The 16,830-nt window shown below is 65.1% G+C and carries 16 protein-coding genes; 7 read left to right on the top strand and 9 right to left on the bottom strand.

What is annotated here, in order from left to right:
* Nucleotides 1-43: 43 nt before the first annotated feature.
* The 7 genes from accD to DFR52_RS14795 form a co-directional block, all read right to left on the bottom strand.
* Nucleotides 44-955, bottom strand: coding sequence for an acetyl-CoA carboxylase, carboxyltransferase subunit beta (accD, locus tag DFR52_RS14825; protein ID WP_110032717.1), 912 nt, complete (start codon nucleotides 953-955; stop codon nucleotides 44-46).
* Nucleotides 956-992: 37 nt separating this feature from the next.
* Nucleotides 993-1,832, bottom strand: a complete 840-nt coding sequence (gene trpA, locus DFR52_RS14820) for a tryptophan synthase subunit alpha (RefSeq protein WP_110032716.1) — start codon at nucleotides 1,830-1,832, stop codon at nucleotides 993-995.
* A gap of 2 nt (nucleotides 1,833-1,834) precedes the next feature.
* On the bottom strand, nucleotides 1,835-3,079 hold the full coding sequence (trpB, locus tag DFR52_RS14815; protein ID WP_425351191.1) for a tryptophan synthase subunit beta: 1,245 nt from the start codon (nucleotides 3,077-3,079) through the stop codon (nucleotides 1,835-1,837).
* The gene (locus DFR52_RS14810) at nucleotides 3,057-3,734 is read right to left on the bottom strand and encodes a phosphoribosylanthranilate isomerase (RefSeq protein ID WP_110032714.1); all 678 of its coding nucleotides are present in this window, start codon (nucleotides 3,732-3,734) and stop codon (nucleotides 3,057-3,059) included. The genes trpB and DFR52_RS14810 overlap by 23 nt, the downstream gene beginning before the upstream one ends.
* 71 nt (nucleotides 3,735-3,805) lie before the next feature.
* Nucleotides 3,806-4,552: a M48 family metallopeptidase gene (locus DFR52_RS14805; RefSeq protein ID WP_110032713.1), complete on the bottom strand. Its 747-nt coding sequence runs from the start codon at nucleotides 4,550-4,552 to the stop codon at nucleotides 3,806-3,808.
* Nucleotides 4,553-4,669: 117 nt separating this feature from the next.
* The gene (locus DFR52_RS14800; protein WP_110032712.1) at nucleotides 4,670-5,098 is read right to left on the bottom strand and encodes a DUF2852 domain-containing protein; all 429 of its coding nucleotides are present in this window, start codon (nucleotides 5,096-5,098) and stop codon (nucleotides 4,670-4,672) included.
* A 157-nt stretch (nucleotides 5,099-5,255) separates the two neighbouring features.
* Nucleotides 5,256-6,539, bottom strand: a complete 1,284-nt coding sequence (locus tag DFR52_RS14795; RefSeq protein WP_110032711.1) for a polyhydroxyalkanoate depolymerase — start codon at nucleotides 6,537-6,539, stop codon at nucleotides 5,256-5,258.
* A gap of 475 nt (nucleotides 6,540-7,014) precedes the next feature.
* Between DFR52_RS14795 and DFR52_RS14790 the strand changes: the two genes are divergently transcribed.
* The 6 genes from DFR52_RS14790 (at nucleotide 7,015) to DFR52_RS14765 (ending at nucleotide 11,804) form a co-directional block, all read left to right on the top strand.
* A complete protein-coding gene (locus DFR52_RS14790) occupies nucleotides 7,015-7,926 on the top strand; it encodes a LysR family transcriptional regulator (protein ID WP_342587909.1) in 912 nt (303 codons plus the stop codon).
* A gap of 67 nt (nucleotides 7,927-7,993) precedes the next feature.
* Nucleotides 7,994-8,563 carry a HutD/Ves family protein gene (locus tag DFR52_RS14785; protein ID WP_158284969.1) on the top strand — a complete coding sequence of 190 codons (570 nt, stop codon included), beginning with the start codon at nucleotides 7,994-7,996 and terminating at the stop codon, nucleotides 8,561-8,563.
* A gap of 201 nt (nucleotides 8,564-8,764) precedes the next feature.
* Nucleotides 8,765-9,586 (top strand): transporter substrate-binding domain-containing protein, encoded by an 822-nt coding sequence (locus DFR52_RS14780; RefSeq protein WP_110032709.1) that lies wholly within the window; start codon nucleotides 8,765-8,767, stop codon nucleotides 9,584-9,586.
* Between the two features lie 63 nt (nucleotides 9,587-9,649).
* Nucleotides 9,650-10,303: an amino acid ABC transporter permease gene (locus DFR52_RS14775; RefSeq protein ID WP_110032708.1), complete on the top strand. Its 654-nt coding sequence runs from the start codon at nucleotides 9,650-9,652 to the stop codon at nucleotides 10,301-10,303.
* Between the two features lie 12 nt (nucleotides 10,304-10,315).
* The gene (locus tag DFR52_RS14770) at nucleotides 10,316-10,981 is read left to right on the top strand and encodes an amino acid ABC transporter permease (RefSeq protein ID WP_110032707.1); all 666 of its coding nucleotides are present in this window, start codon (nucleotides 10,316-10,318) and stop codon (nucleotides 10,979-10,981) included.
* Nucleotides 10,982-10,994: 13 nt separating this feature from the next.
* On the top strand, nucleotides 10,995-11,804 hold the full coding sequence (locus DFR52_RS14765; RefSeq protein WP_110032706.1) for an amino acid ABC transporter ATP-binding protein: 810 nt from the start codon (nucleotides 10,995-10,997) through the stop codon (nucleotides 11,802-11,804).
* Between the two features lie 16 nt (nucleotides 11,805-11,820).
* On the opposite strand, the gene DFR52_RS14760 is transcribed toward DFR52_RS14765, so the two are convergent.
* A complete protein-coding gene (locus tag DFR52_RS14760) occupies nucleotides 11,821-12,645 on the bottom strand; it encodes an extensin-like domain-containing protein (RefSeq protein WP_110032705.1) in 825 nt (274 codons plus the stop codon).
* Between the two features lie 102 nt (nucleotides 12,646-12,747).
* Nucleotides 12,748-15,183 carry a DNA topoisomerase (ATP-hydrolyzing) subunit B gene (gyrB, locus tag DFR52_RS14755; RefSeq protein ID WP_110032704.1) on the bottom strand — a complete coding sequence of 812 codons (2,436 nt, stop codon included), beginning with the start codon at nucleotides 15,181-15,183 and terminating at the stop codon, nucleotides 12,748-12,750.
* 172 nt (nucleotides 15,184-15,355) lie between these two features.
* On the opposite strand from gyrB, the gene DFR52_RS14750 reads away from it, so the two are divergent.
* Nucleotides 15,356-16,765, top strand: coding sequence for a cytochrome P450 (locus DFR52_RS14750; protein ID WP_110032889.1), 1,410 nt, complete (start codon nucleotides 15,356-15,358; stop codon nucleotides 16,763-16,765).
* Nucleotides 16,766-16,830 lie beyond the last annotated feature (65 nt).

The following is a 16,830-nucleotide window of genomic DNA, read 5'->3' as shown; positions in this document are numbered from 1 at the left end:
CCATGTTGCAGTCTCCCGATGCGCGTCATCCGATCCGGCAGGATCATTCCGCCGCGGCGGCAATTTTCACCGGTTCCAGATCGGTCTCTGCAATGGCGACCGGTCCGTCCTGCTTGAGGAAGATCTTCAGCAGGCGGGCTATCGTGTCCGGCAGGTCGTGGCGGTGAACCACCATGTCGACCATGCCGTGGTCCAGCAGATACTCCGAGGTCTGGAAGCCTTCCGGCAGCTTCTCGCGGATCGTCTGCTCGATCACACGTTTGCCGGCAAAGCAGATTTCCGCGCCTGGCTCGGCCAGATGCACGTCGCCGAGCATCGCATAGGACGCCGATACGCCGCCGGTGGTCGGGTTGGTGAGCACGACGATGTAGGGAAGGCCGGCTTCCTTCAGCATTTCGACGCCGACGGTGGTCCGCGGCATCTGCATCAACGACAGGATGCCCTCCTGCATGCGCGCGCCGCCCGAGGCCGGGAACAGCACCAGCGGGCAGTGGCGCTTGATCGCCGCCTCGAAGGCCTGGATGATGGCTTCGCCGGCGGCGATGCCGAGCGAACCGCCCATGAAGCTGAAGTCATGGGCGCAGGCCACCAGCTTGACGCCGCGCACCGACCCGTAGCCGGAGACGATGGTGTCCTCGAGGCTGGTCTTGACCCGGTTCTCCTTCAGCCGGTCGGCATATTTCTTCGAATCACGAAACTTGAGCGGATCCTGCGGTACCTTGGGAACCGGCAGCAGCTCGTAAGTGCCGTCGTCGAAGATGTGCTTCAGTCGCGCCTTCGCCGACATCTTCATATGATAGCCGGAGGCCGGAATCACGAAGTGGTTCTCCTCCAGATCCTTGTGGAAGACCATTTCACCGGTCTCCGGGCACTTGATCCAGAGGTTTTCGGGAACCTCGCGATGGCCGAGCATCGAATTGATCTTCGGCCTGACATAGTTGGTGATCCAGTTCAAAGCGATCTCTCCGATATCCTGACCCTATGTGGGGTCTTCACTCTGCGGCGGCAAGGCGCGCGGCGCGCACGCCGGTGGCGAGGCCGCGCACCATGGTTGCCACGCTCTGCACCGTGTCGGCGGTTGCGCGGTTTTCGGCATCCAGCGACAGCGCGATCTGGTTGACGATCGCGGTGCCGACGACGACGCCATCGGCGTACTGGCCGATCACCCGCGCATGCTCCGCCGTCTTCACCCCGAATCCGACGCAGATCGGCAGGTCGGTGTGCTGCTTGATGCGCCTGACCGCCGCCTCGATCTTCGTCGTGTCTGCGATGGCCGATCCGGTGATGCCGTTCATCGACACATAATAGACGAATCCCGAGGTGTTGTGGAGCACGGCGGGCAGCCGCTTGGCGTCGGTGGTCGGCGTCGCCAGCCGGATGAAGTTCAGCCCTGCGGCCATCGCCGGGATGCAGAGTTCATCGTCCATCTCCGGCGGCAGGTCGACCACGATCAGCCCGTCGACGCCGGCTGCCTTGGCATCGACGAGAAAGCGCTCGACGCCATAGATGTAGATCGGGTTGTAATAGCCCATCAGTACGATCGGCGTGGTGTCGTCCTCCTTGCGGAAGTCGCGCGCCAGGTCGAGCGTGCGGACCAGCGACTGTCCCGCCTTCAGCGCCCGCTGTCCGGCCAGCTGGATCGCCGGGCCGTCGGCCATCGGGTCCGAAAAGGCCATGCCGAGCTCGATGACGTCGGACCCCGCGCCGGGCAGGGCCTTCATGATCGCCAGCGAGGTGGCGTAGTCCGGGTCGCCGCCCATGAAATAGGTGACCAGCGCCGGTCGGCCCTCGGCCTTGAGGCTGGCGAATTTGGTGTCGATGCGCGTCGTCATGGTCAAAGCTCCACGCCCAGAATCTTACCGACGGTGAAGATGTCCTTGTCGCCGCGGCCACAGAGATTCATCACGATGATCTGGTCCTTGCCCATCTTCGGCGCCCGCTTGATCACCTCCGCCAGTGCATGGCTGGGCTCCAGCGCCGGGATGATGCCCTCGATGCGGGTCAGCAGCTGGAAGGCTTCCAGCGCCTCGGTGTCGAGGATGGGGACATATTCGACGCGGCCGGAATCCTTGAGCCAGGAATGCTCGGGTCCGATACCGGGATAGTCGAGGCCGGCCGAGATCGAATGGCCTTCCTTGATCTGCCCGTCGCCGTCCTGCAGCAGATAGGTGCGGTTGCCATGCAGCACGCCGGGCGAGCCCGAAGTCAGCGATGCACAGTGCTCCTCGCCGTCGAGACCCTTGCCGCCGGCTTCGACGCCGACCATCCGGACCGTGGGATCGTCGAGAAAGGGATGGAACAGCCCGATGGCGTTCGACCCGCCGCCGACAGCGGCGACCAGCATGTCGGGAAGCCGGCCCTCGGTGGCCAGCATCTGCTCGCGCGTCTCGCGCCCGATCACCGACTGGAATTCGCGCACCATTTCCGGATAAGGGTGCGGGCCTGCCGCGGTGCCGATCAGGTAGTAGGTGTCATCGACATTCGTGACCCAGTCGCGCAGCGCCTCGTTCATCGCATCCTTGAGCGTGCCGTGGCCGGCCGTCACCGGGTTGACCTTGGCGCCGAGCAGCTTCATCCGGAACACGTTCGGCGCCTGGCGTTCCACGTCGGTCGCGCCCATATAGACCTCGCAGGGGAAACCGAAGCGCGCCGCCACCGTGGCCGATGCCACGCCGTGCTGGCCGGCGCCGGTCTCGGCGATGATGCGGGTCTTGCCCATGCGCTTGGCGAGAAGGATCTGGCCCAGGCAGTTGTTGATCTTGTGCGAACCGGTGTGGTTGAGCTCGTCGCGCTTGAAATACACTTTGGCGCCGCCGAGATGCTCGGTCAGGCGCTCGGCGAAATAGAGCGGCGACGGCCGGCCGGTGTAGTGGGTGTTGAGGTTCTCCAGCTCTGCCTTGAAGGCGGGATCGGACTTGGCCTTCTCCCACTCGGCTTCCAGCTCGAGAATCAGCGGCATCAGCGTTTCGGCGACGAATCGCCCTCCATAGATGCCGAACATGCCCTGTTCGTCGGGTCCGGTCCGATAGGAATTCGGTTGGGTCGGCTGATCCACGTCATACACTCCCGGCTGTTGCATGCCTGTTGTCTTCATACGTCCGGACAGCCTGAACGAAGCCATCCATCATGTCGAGGTCCTTGATCCCTGGCGCGCGCTCGATGCCGGATGAAATATCCACCGCGCCGGCGCCTGTCAGTGCCAGCGCCTCGCCGACATTGTCCTTGGTCAGCCCACCCGAAAGCATGTAATCCACGCCGGGGTCAAGCGCCGCCAGCAGACGCCAGTCGAAACTGAGGCCGTTGCCGCCGGGAAGGTCGGAGCCGCGGGGCGGTTTGGCGTCGAACAGGAACATGTCGGCGACGCCCACATAGGGCCGGAGCGCATAGAGATCGGCGGCCTCGCGAATCGCGAAGGCCTTCATCACCGGCAGGCCATGGCGGGCCTTGACGGCGCGGACCTGCGCGACCGTCTCCGCGCCATGCAGCTGAAGCATGTCAGGCTTCATTTCGGCGACGATCCGGTCGAGCTGCTCGGTGTCGGCGTCGACGGTGACGGCGACGGTCTTCAATCCGGCCCGCCGCGCCACTTCGGCCAGATCGGCGGCCGTGGCCACCGTCACATGCCTGGGACTTTTCGGGAAGAAGATGAATCCCGCCCACACGGCACCGAGGGATGCGGCACGCTCCACCGCTTCCCTGGTGCTCAAGCCGCACATCTTGATCCTGGTTTTCATGAGCGGTCACCTCGCATATATCGGCGCCGGAGTCGAGATCCACATCGGACTGACCGGGCACGGCGTCTGCGTCAGAATCGCCAGGCTTGCAGCCGAGATCCATGCTGCTTGAGCCAGCGCTTGGCCTCGTCGGTGCGGGGGCAGAGCATGCGACAGGCGGCCCAGAAGCGCGGCCCGTGGTTCATTTCCTTCAGATGCGCCACTTCATGCGCCGCCAGATAGTCGATGACATGCGGCGGCGCCATGGCGATGCGCCACGAGAAGGACAGATTGCCGTCCGACGAGCACGAGCCCCAGCGGCTCCTTGTGTCCTTGTAGGCGATCGACCGCACCGGGCGGCCGAGGGTCGCGGCGTGGATGGCCACCGCGGCTTCCAGATCGCGCCTGGCCTCGCGCTTGAGATGGTCGGCCACCCGCCGCGCCGTGTGTTCCGGCGCGCCCGAGACGAACAGCACCGGCTCGCCCTTGTCCATCCCCGCTTCCGCCAGCCCGCGCAGCTTGCCGGTGAGCAAAATGCGGTGGTTGATGCCGCGGATCGGCACCATCGCGTCGCCGGCGACCGCCGCATTCTCGGGGAGGCGCGCCAGCCTGGTCATCAGCCAGCCGTGGTGACGGGTGAGGAAGGAGTCGATTTCGCCGGCGGGCAGGCCGGGCGGCACGGTCAGCCGCAGCGCGTGGCCGCCCGGCTCGATGCGGAGCGTGATCCGGGTGGCGCGGGAATTTTCGCGGATTGCAAGCGGCAGGCTGCGGCCGTTGACCTCGAGGTCAAGCCGGCGCGGGGCGGGGGCAGGGGGAGCTTTGCGGCCGAATCCGAACATGGTCATCTCATAACCCAAGTACGGGCCCCAGGGAATCGGGGAGATCGGCCGCCTCTCCCGCATTTGTGACAAGAGGGCGGCGCCCGAAGCCGCCGCCCTCCATCAGACCAAACCCTGTCAGCCGTCGATCTCCGAGGCCGGGGCAGCGCCGGTTCTCTGCGCAGCGTCGCGCCGGGCCATGAACCGGTCGAATTCCTCCCGGTCGCGTGCCATGCGCAGGTCGCGCATGTGCTGGTCGAACTCGCGGCGCATTTCGTCGAGCTTGCGGCGCTCTTCGTCCAGACGCGTCAGTTCGGTTTCGCGCCATTCGTCGAAGGCGACATTGCCCGACTGCGAGTGCATGCCGCGCTTGCCGCCGCGGCGGCAGGAACGGGCGAAGCCGTCGGTGGCGCGATTGACATCGGCCTTGAACGCGTCAAGCCTGTCACCCCAGAGGATGTAGGCCAGCATGGCCAGGCCCAGCGGCCAGAACACCATGAAACCGAGCACCATCAGGGCGATGGTCGCCGGCGTCCAGGCCGGGCGGATCATTGCGGAATGTGTCATCAGTCGAAACCTCGTCAGAAGAGGAACGGGGATCGTCACCTCGTGATTCTGATTTGGTAGGTCCGGCCCGCCGATTCAAGAATTGCCGCACGACAAACGCACAAACACCCGGATTCTATCAGGAAATCCGGGTGGCTGAACTTGCGGCATCAGCGGCTCAGGCGCTCTTGCCGCCCTTGATGACGCCGCGGACGGGGGACTTGCCCCGGTTGGCCTGCGCGTGGGTGCGCATGAAATCGAGAATCCGCGGCGCGATTTCGGAGCGGAATCGGGAGCCGTTGAACACACCGTAATGGCCGACATCCGGCTGCACGTAATGGTGCCGCATGTCCTGCGGGATGTTGGAACAGATCGTGTGGGCGGCTTCGGTCTGTCCCAGGCCGGAAATGTCGTCGTTCTCGCCTTCGACCGTGAGAAGCGCCACTGACTTGATCGCGCTCGGATCAACGCGATGGCCGCGATGCATCAGCTCGCCCTTGGGCAGCGAGTGCTTGATGAACACGGCATCAACGGTCTGCAGATAGAACTCCTCGGTCATGTCCATGACGGCCAGGTACTCGTCGTAGAAATCCCTGTGCCGCTCGGCCGAATCGCCATCGCCCTTGACCATGTGCATGAAGAAATCCTTCTGCGCGATCATGTGGCGGTCGAGATTCATCGTCATGAAACCGGTCAGCTGCAGAAAGCCCGGATAGACCGAGCGTGTGAAGCCGGGCAACGGGAAGGGGACCTGCATGATGACGTTGTCGGCAAACCATTCCAGCGGCTTGTTCTGCGCCAGTTCGTTGACGCCGGTTGGGTTGATGCGGGTGTCGATCGGCCCGCCCATCAGCGTCATGCTCGAGGGCGCGTACTTGTCGCCGTTTTCCTCCATCAGCGCCACCGCGGCCAGGACAGGCACGGACGGCTGGCACACCGCCATGACATGGGTATCGGGACCCAGCACATGCAGCATCGAGATGATGTAGTCGATATAGTCGTCGAGGTCGAAGCGGCCGTCCGCGACCGGCACCATGCGGGCGTCGGTCCAGTCGGTGATGTAGATCTCGGCGTTGGGCAGCAGGGTTTCCACTGTGCCGCGAAGCAGGGTCGCGTAGTGGCCGGACATCGGCGCCACAAGCAGGATCTTAGGGTCGGCGCGATGGCGGTCGGGCAGGGCGCGCTCGAAATGAATGAGCTTGCAGAACGGACGCGACCAGACCACCTTTTCGTGAACCGAAACCGGTCCCGTCGTCAACTTGGTTTCCTTCAGGCCGAACTCCGGCTTGGCATAGCGTCGCGTCGTGCGCTCGAACACCTCGAGACCGGCGCCAATCGCCCGCGCAATCGGCGTGTGCGAAAACGGGTTGACCGGATTGCGCAAGACCAGCTGCATGCTGTCGGCATAAGCCCGCCACGGGGCGATCGCCGCGTGGTTGAGTTCATATAACTGGTAGAACATGGCGATACCTTTCTTCGACAGCCCGATCCGACTGCCTGGTCTTCACCATCATGGGGCCCAAAGCTTGCCGCACCATGACCAGGACCGTCAATGCGGACCCCGATCAACCCTATCATGGTTCTGTTGCATTGCAATATATGCTTCGATCGTGCCATCGCCAGCCGCTGCGCTCCGGCTGAAACACCTTGAGCCACACCAGCTTTTCCGGAACCAGGGCAGGCGGATTCCCGCCGTGCTGATCGCATGCGTGGCCTGTCCGCGCCGACAGGTGGCGGCGCTGCGGCCCCGATCCGCGGCGTGCTTGTCATGCCGAACCGCAGCCACCATATGCGAGCGGCGCAAGGGTAAAGACGGGCTCGGCATGCGCGACGGACGATGGCGCCACGGCCTGGCCGCTGGCGCGACGTCCGCCGGGGGCCGGGCGGCCTTCGGATTGAGGGATGAACTGCTCCCGATCGGGATGGATTGGACAGAGATGAACAATATCGACGCGATCGACTGGTCGCTTCTGCGCAGCTTTCTCGCAGTCGCCGACCATGGCAATCTATCGGCGGCCGCCGGCCAGCTGGGCACGAGCCAGCCCACGGTGAGCCGTCACATCACCGAACTGGAGCGGATCCTTGATCGGGTCCTGTTCCGCAGGAGCCCGGGCGGGCGCGAACTGACCGATGCCGGTCAGGAGCTGATCGCGGATGTCCGCCGAATGGGCCAGGCCGCCGATTCATTCGCCCGGGTGGCGCTCGGCCAGAAAGCCGGTATTGCCGGGCCTGTCCGCATCACCGCCAGCGAGATCATCGGCGCGCTTGTCCTGCCCGCCATCGCCCAGCGGATGCGCGAGGCGGAACCCGATCTCGAGATCGAGATCGTCGCGTCCAACACGATCGGCGACCTGATGCGCCGCGATGCCGACATCGCCATTCGGATGATGCGGCCACACCAGCTGGACCTGGCCATCCGCCATGTCGCCGACGTGCCGCTGGTGACCTGCGCGTCCCGGGCCTATTTCGAACGGCGCGGCAAGCCGCAGGTCCCCGAAAACCTGTCGGATCACGATCTCATCGGATTTGACCAGTCCGACGCCATCATTTCCGGCTTTGCCCAGCAGGGCATCAAGGTGCAGCGGTCGGTGTTCAAGATCCGCTCCGACAATCATCTCGTGCTCTGGGAAGCGCTGCGCTCCGGATCCGGCATCGGTTTCGCCCATGCGCCGATGGTGTCCGCCTCGACGGATCTGGAAAGCTGCCTAGAAACGCTGGACCTGCCCACTCTTCCGATATATCTCGCCATGCACACCGATCTGCGCCACAGTCCGCGCATGCGCTTCGTGTCCGATTTTCTGTTCGATGCCTTGCGGGCCTATGCCCGCGGAGCGCAGTCCGCAGCTTAGGATCGATAGCACCTCCGGCATCGTCACGCGCGGTTGGAGAGGCGACGGCGGCAACGGGAGCGAGAGCATGGACATTTTCCGGTTTGCGGACCTCATCGAAGTGCCATGGCGCAATGGCGGCGGCGTCACCCGCGACATCGCCTCCGTCCATGAGGACGGGGCGCTGGTCTGGCGTGTGAGCATGGCGGATGTGGACAGCGACGGCGCCTTTTCCGATTTCAGCGGCCTGATGCGGATTCTCACGGTGATCGATGGGGCCGGAATGGACCTCCTCACCCCGGCAGGGACGCTCGTCGCCCTGCCGGGCGTTCCGGTCCTCTTTGACGGCGGCATGGCGGTCAGCTCCGTGTTGCGCGACGGTGCCTTGCGGGATTTCAATCTCTTCTTCGCGCCCGATCGGTTCGGCGGCTCGGTCGTGGCGATAGCGGGGCCGGGGCAGCGCTTCGTCGCCGCGGGCGGCGGGCAGCGACGGCTGCTGCACTGCATGTCCGGCCGCGTCGCAGCGGGCGAAGACACGGTTCTGGGCAAGGGCGACACCGCCTTGCTGCGCGACGAGATCACCGAAATCCGGCTTGAGGACGGGGCTACAATTCTGCTGGTCAGCCTCGATCCGTGCGGCCCGCCCCAGGCCGGCTGAACCGCCGGCGACGCCGCCGATCTGGCGGGTCGATTCGGCCTGTCACATTATGTGTAGACATAAGAAAAGTCACGTCATACGCTCGGCATCGACATGGGTCCGGGTCCCGATGGCAGCTGCATGCCGCCACCATCGGCATGGCTCTCCTCCATGGACATGACGACAGACCGGTTCAATTCCACCCCGAGGGAGATTCCTGACATGGCAAGACATCGGATACTTGGCGCCGTCGCCGCCATCGCACTTGGGCTCGGCCTTGCGGCACCCGCGCAGGCCGACCAGCTGGCCGACATCAAGAAGGCCGGAAAGATCGTCGCGGCCACCGAGATGCATTTCGCGCCCTTCGACATGCTGGTTGACGGCAAGTATGAGGGCATCTGCCACGACCTCTTCACGGAAGTGGCAAAGGAGCTCGGCGTCGAGGTCGAGTTCCTCGATCTTCCCTGGTCCAGCGTGCTGCCGGGTCTGGAAGCCGGCAAGTTCGACATCGTCAACGCGCCGGTGACGATCACCGCCGAGCGCATGCAGCGCTACAGCTTCACCCTGCCGATCGGCAATGCCACGGTGGCGCTGGCCAAGAAGGCAGGCGACGAGTCGATCACCAAGCCGGAAGACATTGCCGGCAAGATCGCCGGTTCGCAGAAGGGGTCCGCCCAGCTCGAACAGCTCAAGGCCTTTTCGGCCACCCTGCCTTCGCCTGTCGACGTGCGCGAATATGTCAACATCGATGAGGCGCTGGCCGATCTGGCCGCCGGCCGCATCAATGCGGTCGCCAACTCGATGCCGTTGATGGGCTATGCCGCCGTCGAGCGTCCCGAAGTCTTCGCGCTGGTGATGCCGCCATTCGGTGATCCGAAATATTTCGCCTGGGTTGCCCGCCCCGGCGAGGAGAGTGCCAGCCTGATCGCTGCGATCAACGATGCGATCGTGAAGATGCACGAGGATGGCCGTCTGGAAGCCATCAACACTAAATGGCTCGGTTCGCCGCCGGAGCTGCCCACCACCATGCCGGACGCCAAATAATCCAGCAATCAGACCCGGTCCGGATCTTCGCCGGGCCGGGTGCCGCTTCCGGGGGCGTCAGACGTGGATTTTTCCTTCAAGGTCATTCTGCACAATCTGCCCTTTCTGCTGGCGGCGGCGAAATGGACCCTGCTGATCTCCGTTGCCGGCATGGCCATCAGCATCTTCCTGGGGATCTTCATCTGTGCCGCCCGCATTTCGCGCGCCGCCTGGCTGCGCCGGGCCGCGGCGGTCTACATCAGCTTCTTCCGCGGAGTCCCGCTGCTGGTGCAACTGCTGGTGTTCTTCTACATGCTGCCCCATGTCGGCATCGATCTGCCGGCCATGGCGGCGGCGATTCTCGCCGTCGGCATGTGCTCGGCCGCCTACACGGCCGAGATCCTGCGCGGCGCCCTGCAGGCCATACCGGCCGGACAGACCGAAGCCGCCGATGCCCTGGGCATGTCGCCGGTCTGGCTCTGGCGCCGCATCCTGGTGCCGCAGGCCCTGCGCCTGGGCATGCCGTCGCTGGTCAACGAACTCATCCTCTTGGTGAAGGTGTCGTCGCTGGCCTCCGTCGTCGGCATCGGCGAGCTCACCCGCGTGGCGCAGAACATCACCGGGCAGACCTATCGGCCACTGGAAGTCTACATCGCCGCCGCGGCGATCTATTTCCTCATCAATCTCGTCATTTCGCAACTCGGCCGCGTCGCCGAGCGGCGGTTGCAGCTCAACTGAGGGAGGCCGGCAATGGAGTTCGAGCTCTTCCACCGTTACGGGCCGGCGCTGCTGCGCGGTTTCGGCGTGACGATCCTCTGCTGGGTCGCGGGTTCCATCGGCGGCATCGTTCTCGGCTTTGCCATTGCCTGCCTCTATCGCTGGTCCTGGCGGCCCGTGCGCTGGCTTCTGCAGGCCTATGTCGAACTCATCCGCGGCACGCCGTTCATGATCCAGCTCTTCATCCTCTACTACGGCGGCCCCTATGTCGGACTTGTGCTGTCTCCGGTGCAGGCGGGGATCCTGAGCTTCGTCATCTATGGCAGTCCCTATTTCTCCGAGATCTTCCGCTCCGGTTTCGGCTCGATCCCGGAAGGCCAGATCGAGGCTGCCCGATGCGTGGGGCTCGGCGAGGCGGCAATTCTGCGCCGCATCGTCCTGCCGCAGATGCTGGTGCTGATCACCGCGCCGCTGACCAATTTCATCATCATCCTGAGCAAGGAGACCGCCATTCTCTCGGTCGTCACCGTGCCGGAACTGCTTTATGAGACCCAGACCATGGCCGCCGAGACCTTCACCTATGTCGAGCCGTTCCTGGTGCTGTCGCTTTGCTACTGGCTGCTGGTGGTGCTGACATCCTGGCTCGGACAGAAGGTGGAACACCGTGTCACCCGCCATCTGCGGCGCGCCAACGCCTGAAAGGACACTGCCGATGCCGGACAACCGAGACAGCGCCGAGGGCGCGCCGATCATCACTGTGCGGGCGATGAGCAAGCGCTTCGGCGATTTCGAGGCGCTGACCGATATCAGCATCGATGTCCGCCGCTCGGAAGTGCTCTGCCTCATCGGCCCGTCCGGCTCGGGCAAGAGCACGCTCTTGCGCTGCATGAACTTTCTCGAGCGCTATGACGAGGGCGAGGTGCGCATGGAGGGCGAGCTGATAGGCTGGCGCGACGACGGCGCCGCGCCGCGCCGACCGCTGCCTTCGGCTGTCCTTCGCGAGCAGCGCAAGCACATCGGCATGGTGTTCCAGCAGTTCAATCTCTGGCCGCATTTCACGGCGTTGCAGAATGTCGCCGAGGCCCTGCTGCGGGTGAAGCGGCTTCCGCGCGACGAGGCGTTCGCGCGCGCCGAGGCGGCGCTCGGCAAGGTCGATCTGGCCGACAAGGCCGGCAACCATCCCTCCGGTCTTTCGGGCGGCCAGCAGCAGCGCGTGGCCATCGCGCGGGCCATCGCCATGGAGCCCCGGGTGATGCTGTTTGACGAGCCTACCTCCGCGCTCGACCCCGAGCTGGTCGGCGAGGTGCTCAGCGTCATGAAACAGATGGCGGCCGAAGGCATGACCATGGTGGTCGTCACCCACGAAATGGGCTTTGCCGCTCATGTTGCCGACCGGGTGGCGTTTCTCGACCGGGCGCGGCTGGTGGCCTGCGTTCCGCCGGCGGAGATCTTCGGCGCCACCCCGGCCGACGAGCGGATCCGCGCGTTCCTCCAGACCTATCGCGAGCGCAACGTCGTCTGAGCGGCCGGCGCCGGCGTCACTGGCACAGGCGGAAGCCGCCCCGCCTCTCCGCCAGGTCGAGATGCATGTGATCCATGTGGGTGCTGTCGGAGCCAGGGCCGAGCACGGTGGTGAAATACAGGCAGGCAGAGGCCCGCATCGTCCGCTGGAAGGCTTCCTCGCGCGTGCCGTCGCCGGCCCGCGGCAGCATTTTGATGTCGTCGCGCCCCTCGAAGACGAAGGCGGCAATGTCGATGGCGGATCCGACCGCATGCTCGCTGACCTTGCCGCTCGACAGGTTGTTGCGCAGACGGCAGGCATAGGTCGATGCCTGCCGGATCGCCTTCAGCTTGGCCACCGGCGGCGCCTTGCCGTCATAGCCTGGCACGCTCAGCGCCTCCACGCCCGGAAGCACCATGGCGCGGGTCCACCTTGCCAGGGCCAGCACGGCCTCGCAGCGCAGCTGGGTGGCCGGTTCGACGCTCACGCCGGGCGCGATCTCGATGATCCGGTATGGCTCGGGGATGCTGCAGCCGCCGTCTCCCCTGATCGGATCGAGCTTGTCATAGGTGACGCCGAATTCCTTGAGCAACGCCTCGCAGGCCGGATTGTCGGTTGCTTCGGGAGCATCGGCGAGCTTGTCGGCCATTGTGGATTTCTCCGGCCCGTCCTTGCTCTCGCTCGTGCCGGCGTCGCTGGCGGGCCGTGCCGCCGCATCCGGGGACGGGTCCGACTGCGGCGCGGGTTGCGCGGAGTCTGTCGACCCCGCATCGCGCGGAGCCGGCGTCGGAACGGGAATCGTCTCGGCGAGTGCGCCGGACAAGCCCGTCAGACAGAAAAGCAGACCCAGGACAATGCGCATGCGTTCCTCCGATCGACCCGGACCTGGCCGGAAACAGAACCGGCCGCAGCACTGCCGCGGCCGGATCACATGTCGAAGTAACTGGGGCGGAGAGCCCGCGGATCAAGCGTCCAGATTGGCGACGCTGAGCGCGTTGTTCTGGATGAACTCGCGCCGCGGCTCGACTTCGTCGCCCATCAGGCGCGAGAACAGGTCGTCGGCGTCGACGGCGTCGTTGACGCGAACCTGCAGCAGCGAGCGCGCGTTCGGATCCAGCGTGGTCTCCCACAGCTGCTCGGCATTCATCTCGCCGAGGCCCTTGTAGCGCTGCATCGTCAGGCCCTTGCGGCCCACGGCGAAGACGGCGTTGAGCAATTCGCGGGGGCCGGACACCGCCAGGCCGCCATCCTTGCGGCGCAGAACCGGCGGCTCGGCATAGACGTCCTGCAGCTTGCCGTGCATCTGGTCGATCAGGCGGGCGTCCTGGCTGCCGATCAGGCCGCTGTCGATGTGGATGGTTTCCGCCACGCCGCGCACGGTGCGGTCGAGCCGCAGGCCGTTGCTGTCGGTGATCATGCCGCTCCAGCCGCGCTCGGTTTCCTCCGAAACCATATCGAGGCGTGTCGCCACGGCCTCGGCCATGGTCTGCGACATGGCGTCGTTTGCCACCCGCTCCGGATTCAGCGCGCCGGCGATGGCCGCCTGCTCGATGACGGTGCGGTCATAGCGCGAATGCAGCCCGTCCAGCAGCGAGCGCACCCGGAGAGCGTCCGTGATGGTCTCGCGAAGGTCGGCGCCCATGCGGACTTCCCCCGAGGACAGCTCCAGCGCAGCCTCGTCAAGACCCGTGCTGATCAGGTAGTCCTCCAGCGCCTTCTCGTCCTTGAGATACTGCGCCGACTTGCCGCGCGAGACCTTGTAGAGCGGCGGCTGGGCGATGTAGAGGTGGCCGCGCTCGATCAGGGACGGCATCTGCCGGAAGAAGAAAGTCAGAAGCAGGGTTCGGATATGCGCGCCGTCCACGTCGGCGTCGGTCATGATGATGACCTTGTGATAGCGCAGCTTCTCGATGTTGAACTCGTCCTTGCCGATCCCGGTGCCGAGCGCGGTGATCAGCGTGCCGATTTCCTGGCTGCCGAGCATCTTGTCGAAGCGGGCCCGTTCGACATTCAGGATCTTGCCCCTGAGCGGCAGGATAGCCTGGTTCTCGCGGAAACGGCCCTGCTTGGCCGAACCGCCGGCGGAATCGCCCTCGACGAGGAACAATTCCGAGCGGGCCGGATCCTTCTCCGAGCAGTCGGCGAGCTTGCCGGGCAGCGAGGCGATGTCGAGCACCCCCTTGCGCCGTGTCAGTTCGCGCGCCTTGCGCGCCGCCTCGCGGGCGGCAGCCGCCTCGATCACCTTGCCGACCAGCACCTTGGCTTCTGAGGGATGCTCTTCCAGCCAGGCCCCGAGGGTCTGCGTCACCAGGTTCTCAACCACCGGCCGGACCTCCGAGGACACCAGCTTGTCCTTGGTCTGCGACGAGAATTTCGGATCGGGAACCTTGACGGAAAGGACGGCCGTCAGGCCCTCGCGGCAGTCGTCGCCGGTCAGCGAGACCTTTTCCTTCTTCGTCATGCCCGATGAATCGGCATAGGAAACCATTTGCCGGGTCAGCGCGCCGCGAAAGCCCGCCATGTGGGTGCCGCCGTCGCGCTGCGGGATGTTGTTGGTGAAGCACAGCACGTTCTCGTGGTAGCTGTCGTTCCACCACATGGCGAGCTCGACGACGATGCCGTCCTTTTCGCCGAGCAGCGTCACCGGATCGGCGACCAGCGGCTTCTTGGTCCGGTCAAGATAGCGCACGAAGGCTTCCAGGCCGCCTTCGTAGAGCAGCTCGACTTCCTTGATGTCGGAATGGCGCCGGTCGCTGAGCAGGATCCGCACGCCGGAATTGAGGAATGCAAGCTCGCGCAAGCGGTGCTCAAGCGTTCCGTAGTCGAATTCGGTCATGGTGAAGGTGGCGGTGCTCGGCATGAAGGTCACTTCGGTCCCGGTCTCGCTGCCGCAGTCGCCCGTGATTGCCAGCGGCGCATCCGGAACGCCGTTGCTGAACCGCATCTCGTGCACATGACCCTTGCGGCGGATCTTGAGCTTGAGCCAGTCCGACAGCGCGTTGACCACGGAAACGCCCACGCCGTGCAGGCCGCCGGACACCTTGTAGGAATTCTGGTCGAATTTGCCGCCTGCATGCAGCTGCGTCATGATCACTTCGGCCGCCGAGACGCCTTCGCCCTGGTGGATGTCGGTGGGAACCCCGCGGCCATTGTCGGTCACGCTGACCGAGCCGTCCGGATTGAGCGTCACCGTCACCCGGTCGGCATGGCCTGCAAGCGCCTCGTCGATGGCGTTGTCGACCACCTCGTAGACCATGTGGTGCAGTCCCGAGCCGTCATCCGTGTCGCCGATATACATGCCCGGCCGCTTGCGCACCGCATCAAGGCCCTTGAGCACCTTGATGGATTCGGCGCCGTATTCCTGTTCGACGTCCGCGTTGGTATCGGGCAGTTCATCCATGAGCAATTGTCTTTCAGGCTGGTTCGTTCGGGCGGACCCCGGCGAATCACCGCCAAGGGTCACGATTCACTATAGGGGGTGGAGAAATGAAAACCAAATCTCGGACCGCGTGGATTTGCGGGTTTCCAAGACCATATATAGGGTGTCGGACCTGTGCACAAAGGGCATTATCATGGATGCAACCCCTCTTCCCTTCGAAGCGCCGGCGCCGATCCCCAGGACCACGCCGCCCAGCAGGATGGAGATCATCCGGACGGTGATGCGCAACCCGCTGGAATTGTGGGGAGAACCCTCCTTCACCCTGCCCTGGATCATGACCAGGTTCATCAATGAGCGCTCGCTCATTGTCAACGATCCGGGCCTCGTGCGCCATGTGCTGGTCGACAATGCCGCCAATTACCGCATGGGGACCATTCGTCAGCTCATCCTCAGGCCGATCCTGCGCGACGGCCTGCTGACTGCCGAGGGCGAAACCTGGCGCCGGTCGCGCAAGGCGATGGCGCCGGTCTTCACGCCGCGCCACTCCCGCGGCTTCGCCGAGCAGATGCTGTCGCGCTCGCGCGCCTTTGTCGCCCGCTACGAGACGTCGGGACCCGGCGAGGGCCAGACGGATGACCGGGTGCATGACGTTGCCCGCGACATGACCGAACTCACCTTCGAGATCCTGTCGGAAACGCTGTTCTCCGGCGAGGTCGCCGGCCGCGAAAGCGAATTCGCCCAGGACGTCGATCGTCTGCTCTCGACCATGGGCAGCGTCGATCCCCTCGACCTTCTCAAGGCGCCGCGCTGGGTGCCGCGATTGCGGCGGCTGATGGGGCGCCGGGTGCTGGCCAAGTTCCGCGGCATCGTCAAGCAGACCATTGAAAGCCGGGAGCGCGGCATGCGCGACCATCCGGACACGGTGCCGGAGGATTTTCTCACCCTGCTGCTGCGCCAACGCGGACCCGACGGGTTGAGCATCGAGGAAATCGAGGACAACATCATCACCTTCATCGGCGCCGGCCACGAGACCACGGCCCGCGCGTTGGCCTGGACTCTGTACTGTCTGGCCAATTCGCCGCTCGATCTGGCCGAGGTGGAGGAAGAGGTGGACCGCGTGACCGCGAGCGAGGCGGATCCCGTGCATTGGCTCGAGAAGATGCCCTGGACCCGCGCCGTGTTCGAGGAGGCGATGCGGCTCTACCCGCCGGCGCCGTCGATCAACCGTGCGGCGATCAAACCGGACAGATGGGAGGGTCCGGACGGCCGCTCGGTCGACATTCCCGAAGGCACCACCATCCTGATCATGCCCTGGACACTGCACCGGCACAAAATGCTCTGGGACAGGCCGCGCCATTTCGTGCCGTCGCGGTTCCTGCCCGAGAATCGCGGCCGCATCGACCGTTTTCAGTACCTGCCGTTCGGCGTCGGCCCGCGGATCTGCATCGGCGCCACCTTTGCGCTGCAGGAGGCGGTCATCGCCCTTGCCGTGCTGCTTGGCCGCTACCGGTTCGAGTGCGTGCCGGAAACCAGGCCCTGGCCGGTCCAGAAGCTCACCACCCAGCCGCAGGGCGGTCTTCCGATGCGGGTCACCCGGCGCTGATTTCGCCCGACCACGGCGGCAAACGTCGCGGCTGACAATGACGGCTCTTGCGAAGTATCCTATCA

The organism is Hoeflea marina (assembly GCF_003182275.1).
In the GTDB taxonomy this organism is placed as follows: Bacteria; Pseudomonadota; Alphaproteobacteria; order Rhizobiales; family Rhizobiaceae; genus Hoeflea; species Hoeflea marina.
Note: the sequence above shows the minus strand (reverse complement) of the source record. Positions and strands in the feature narration are given on the sequence as shown.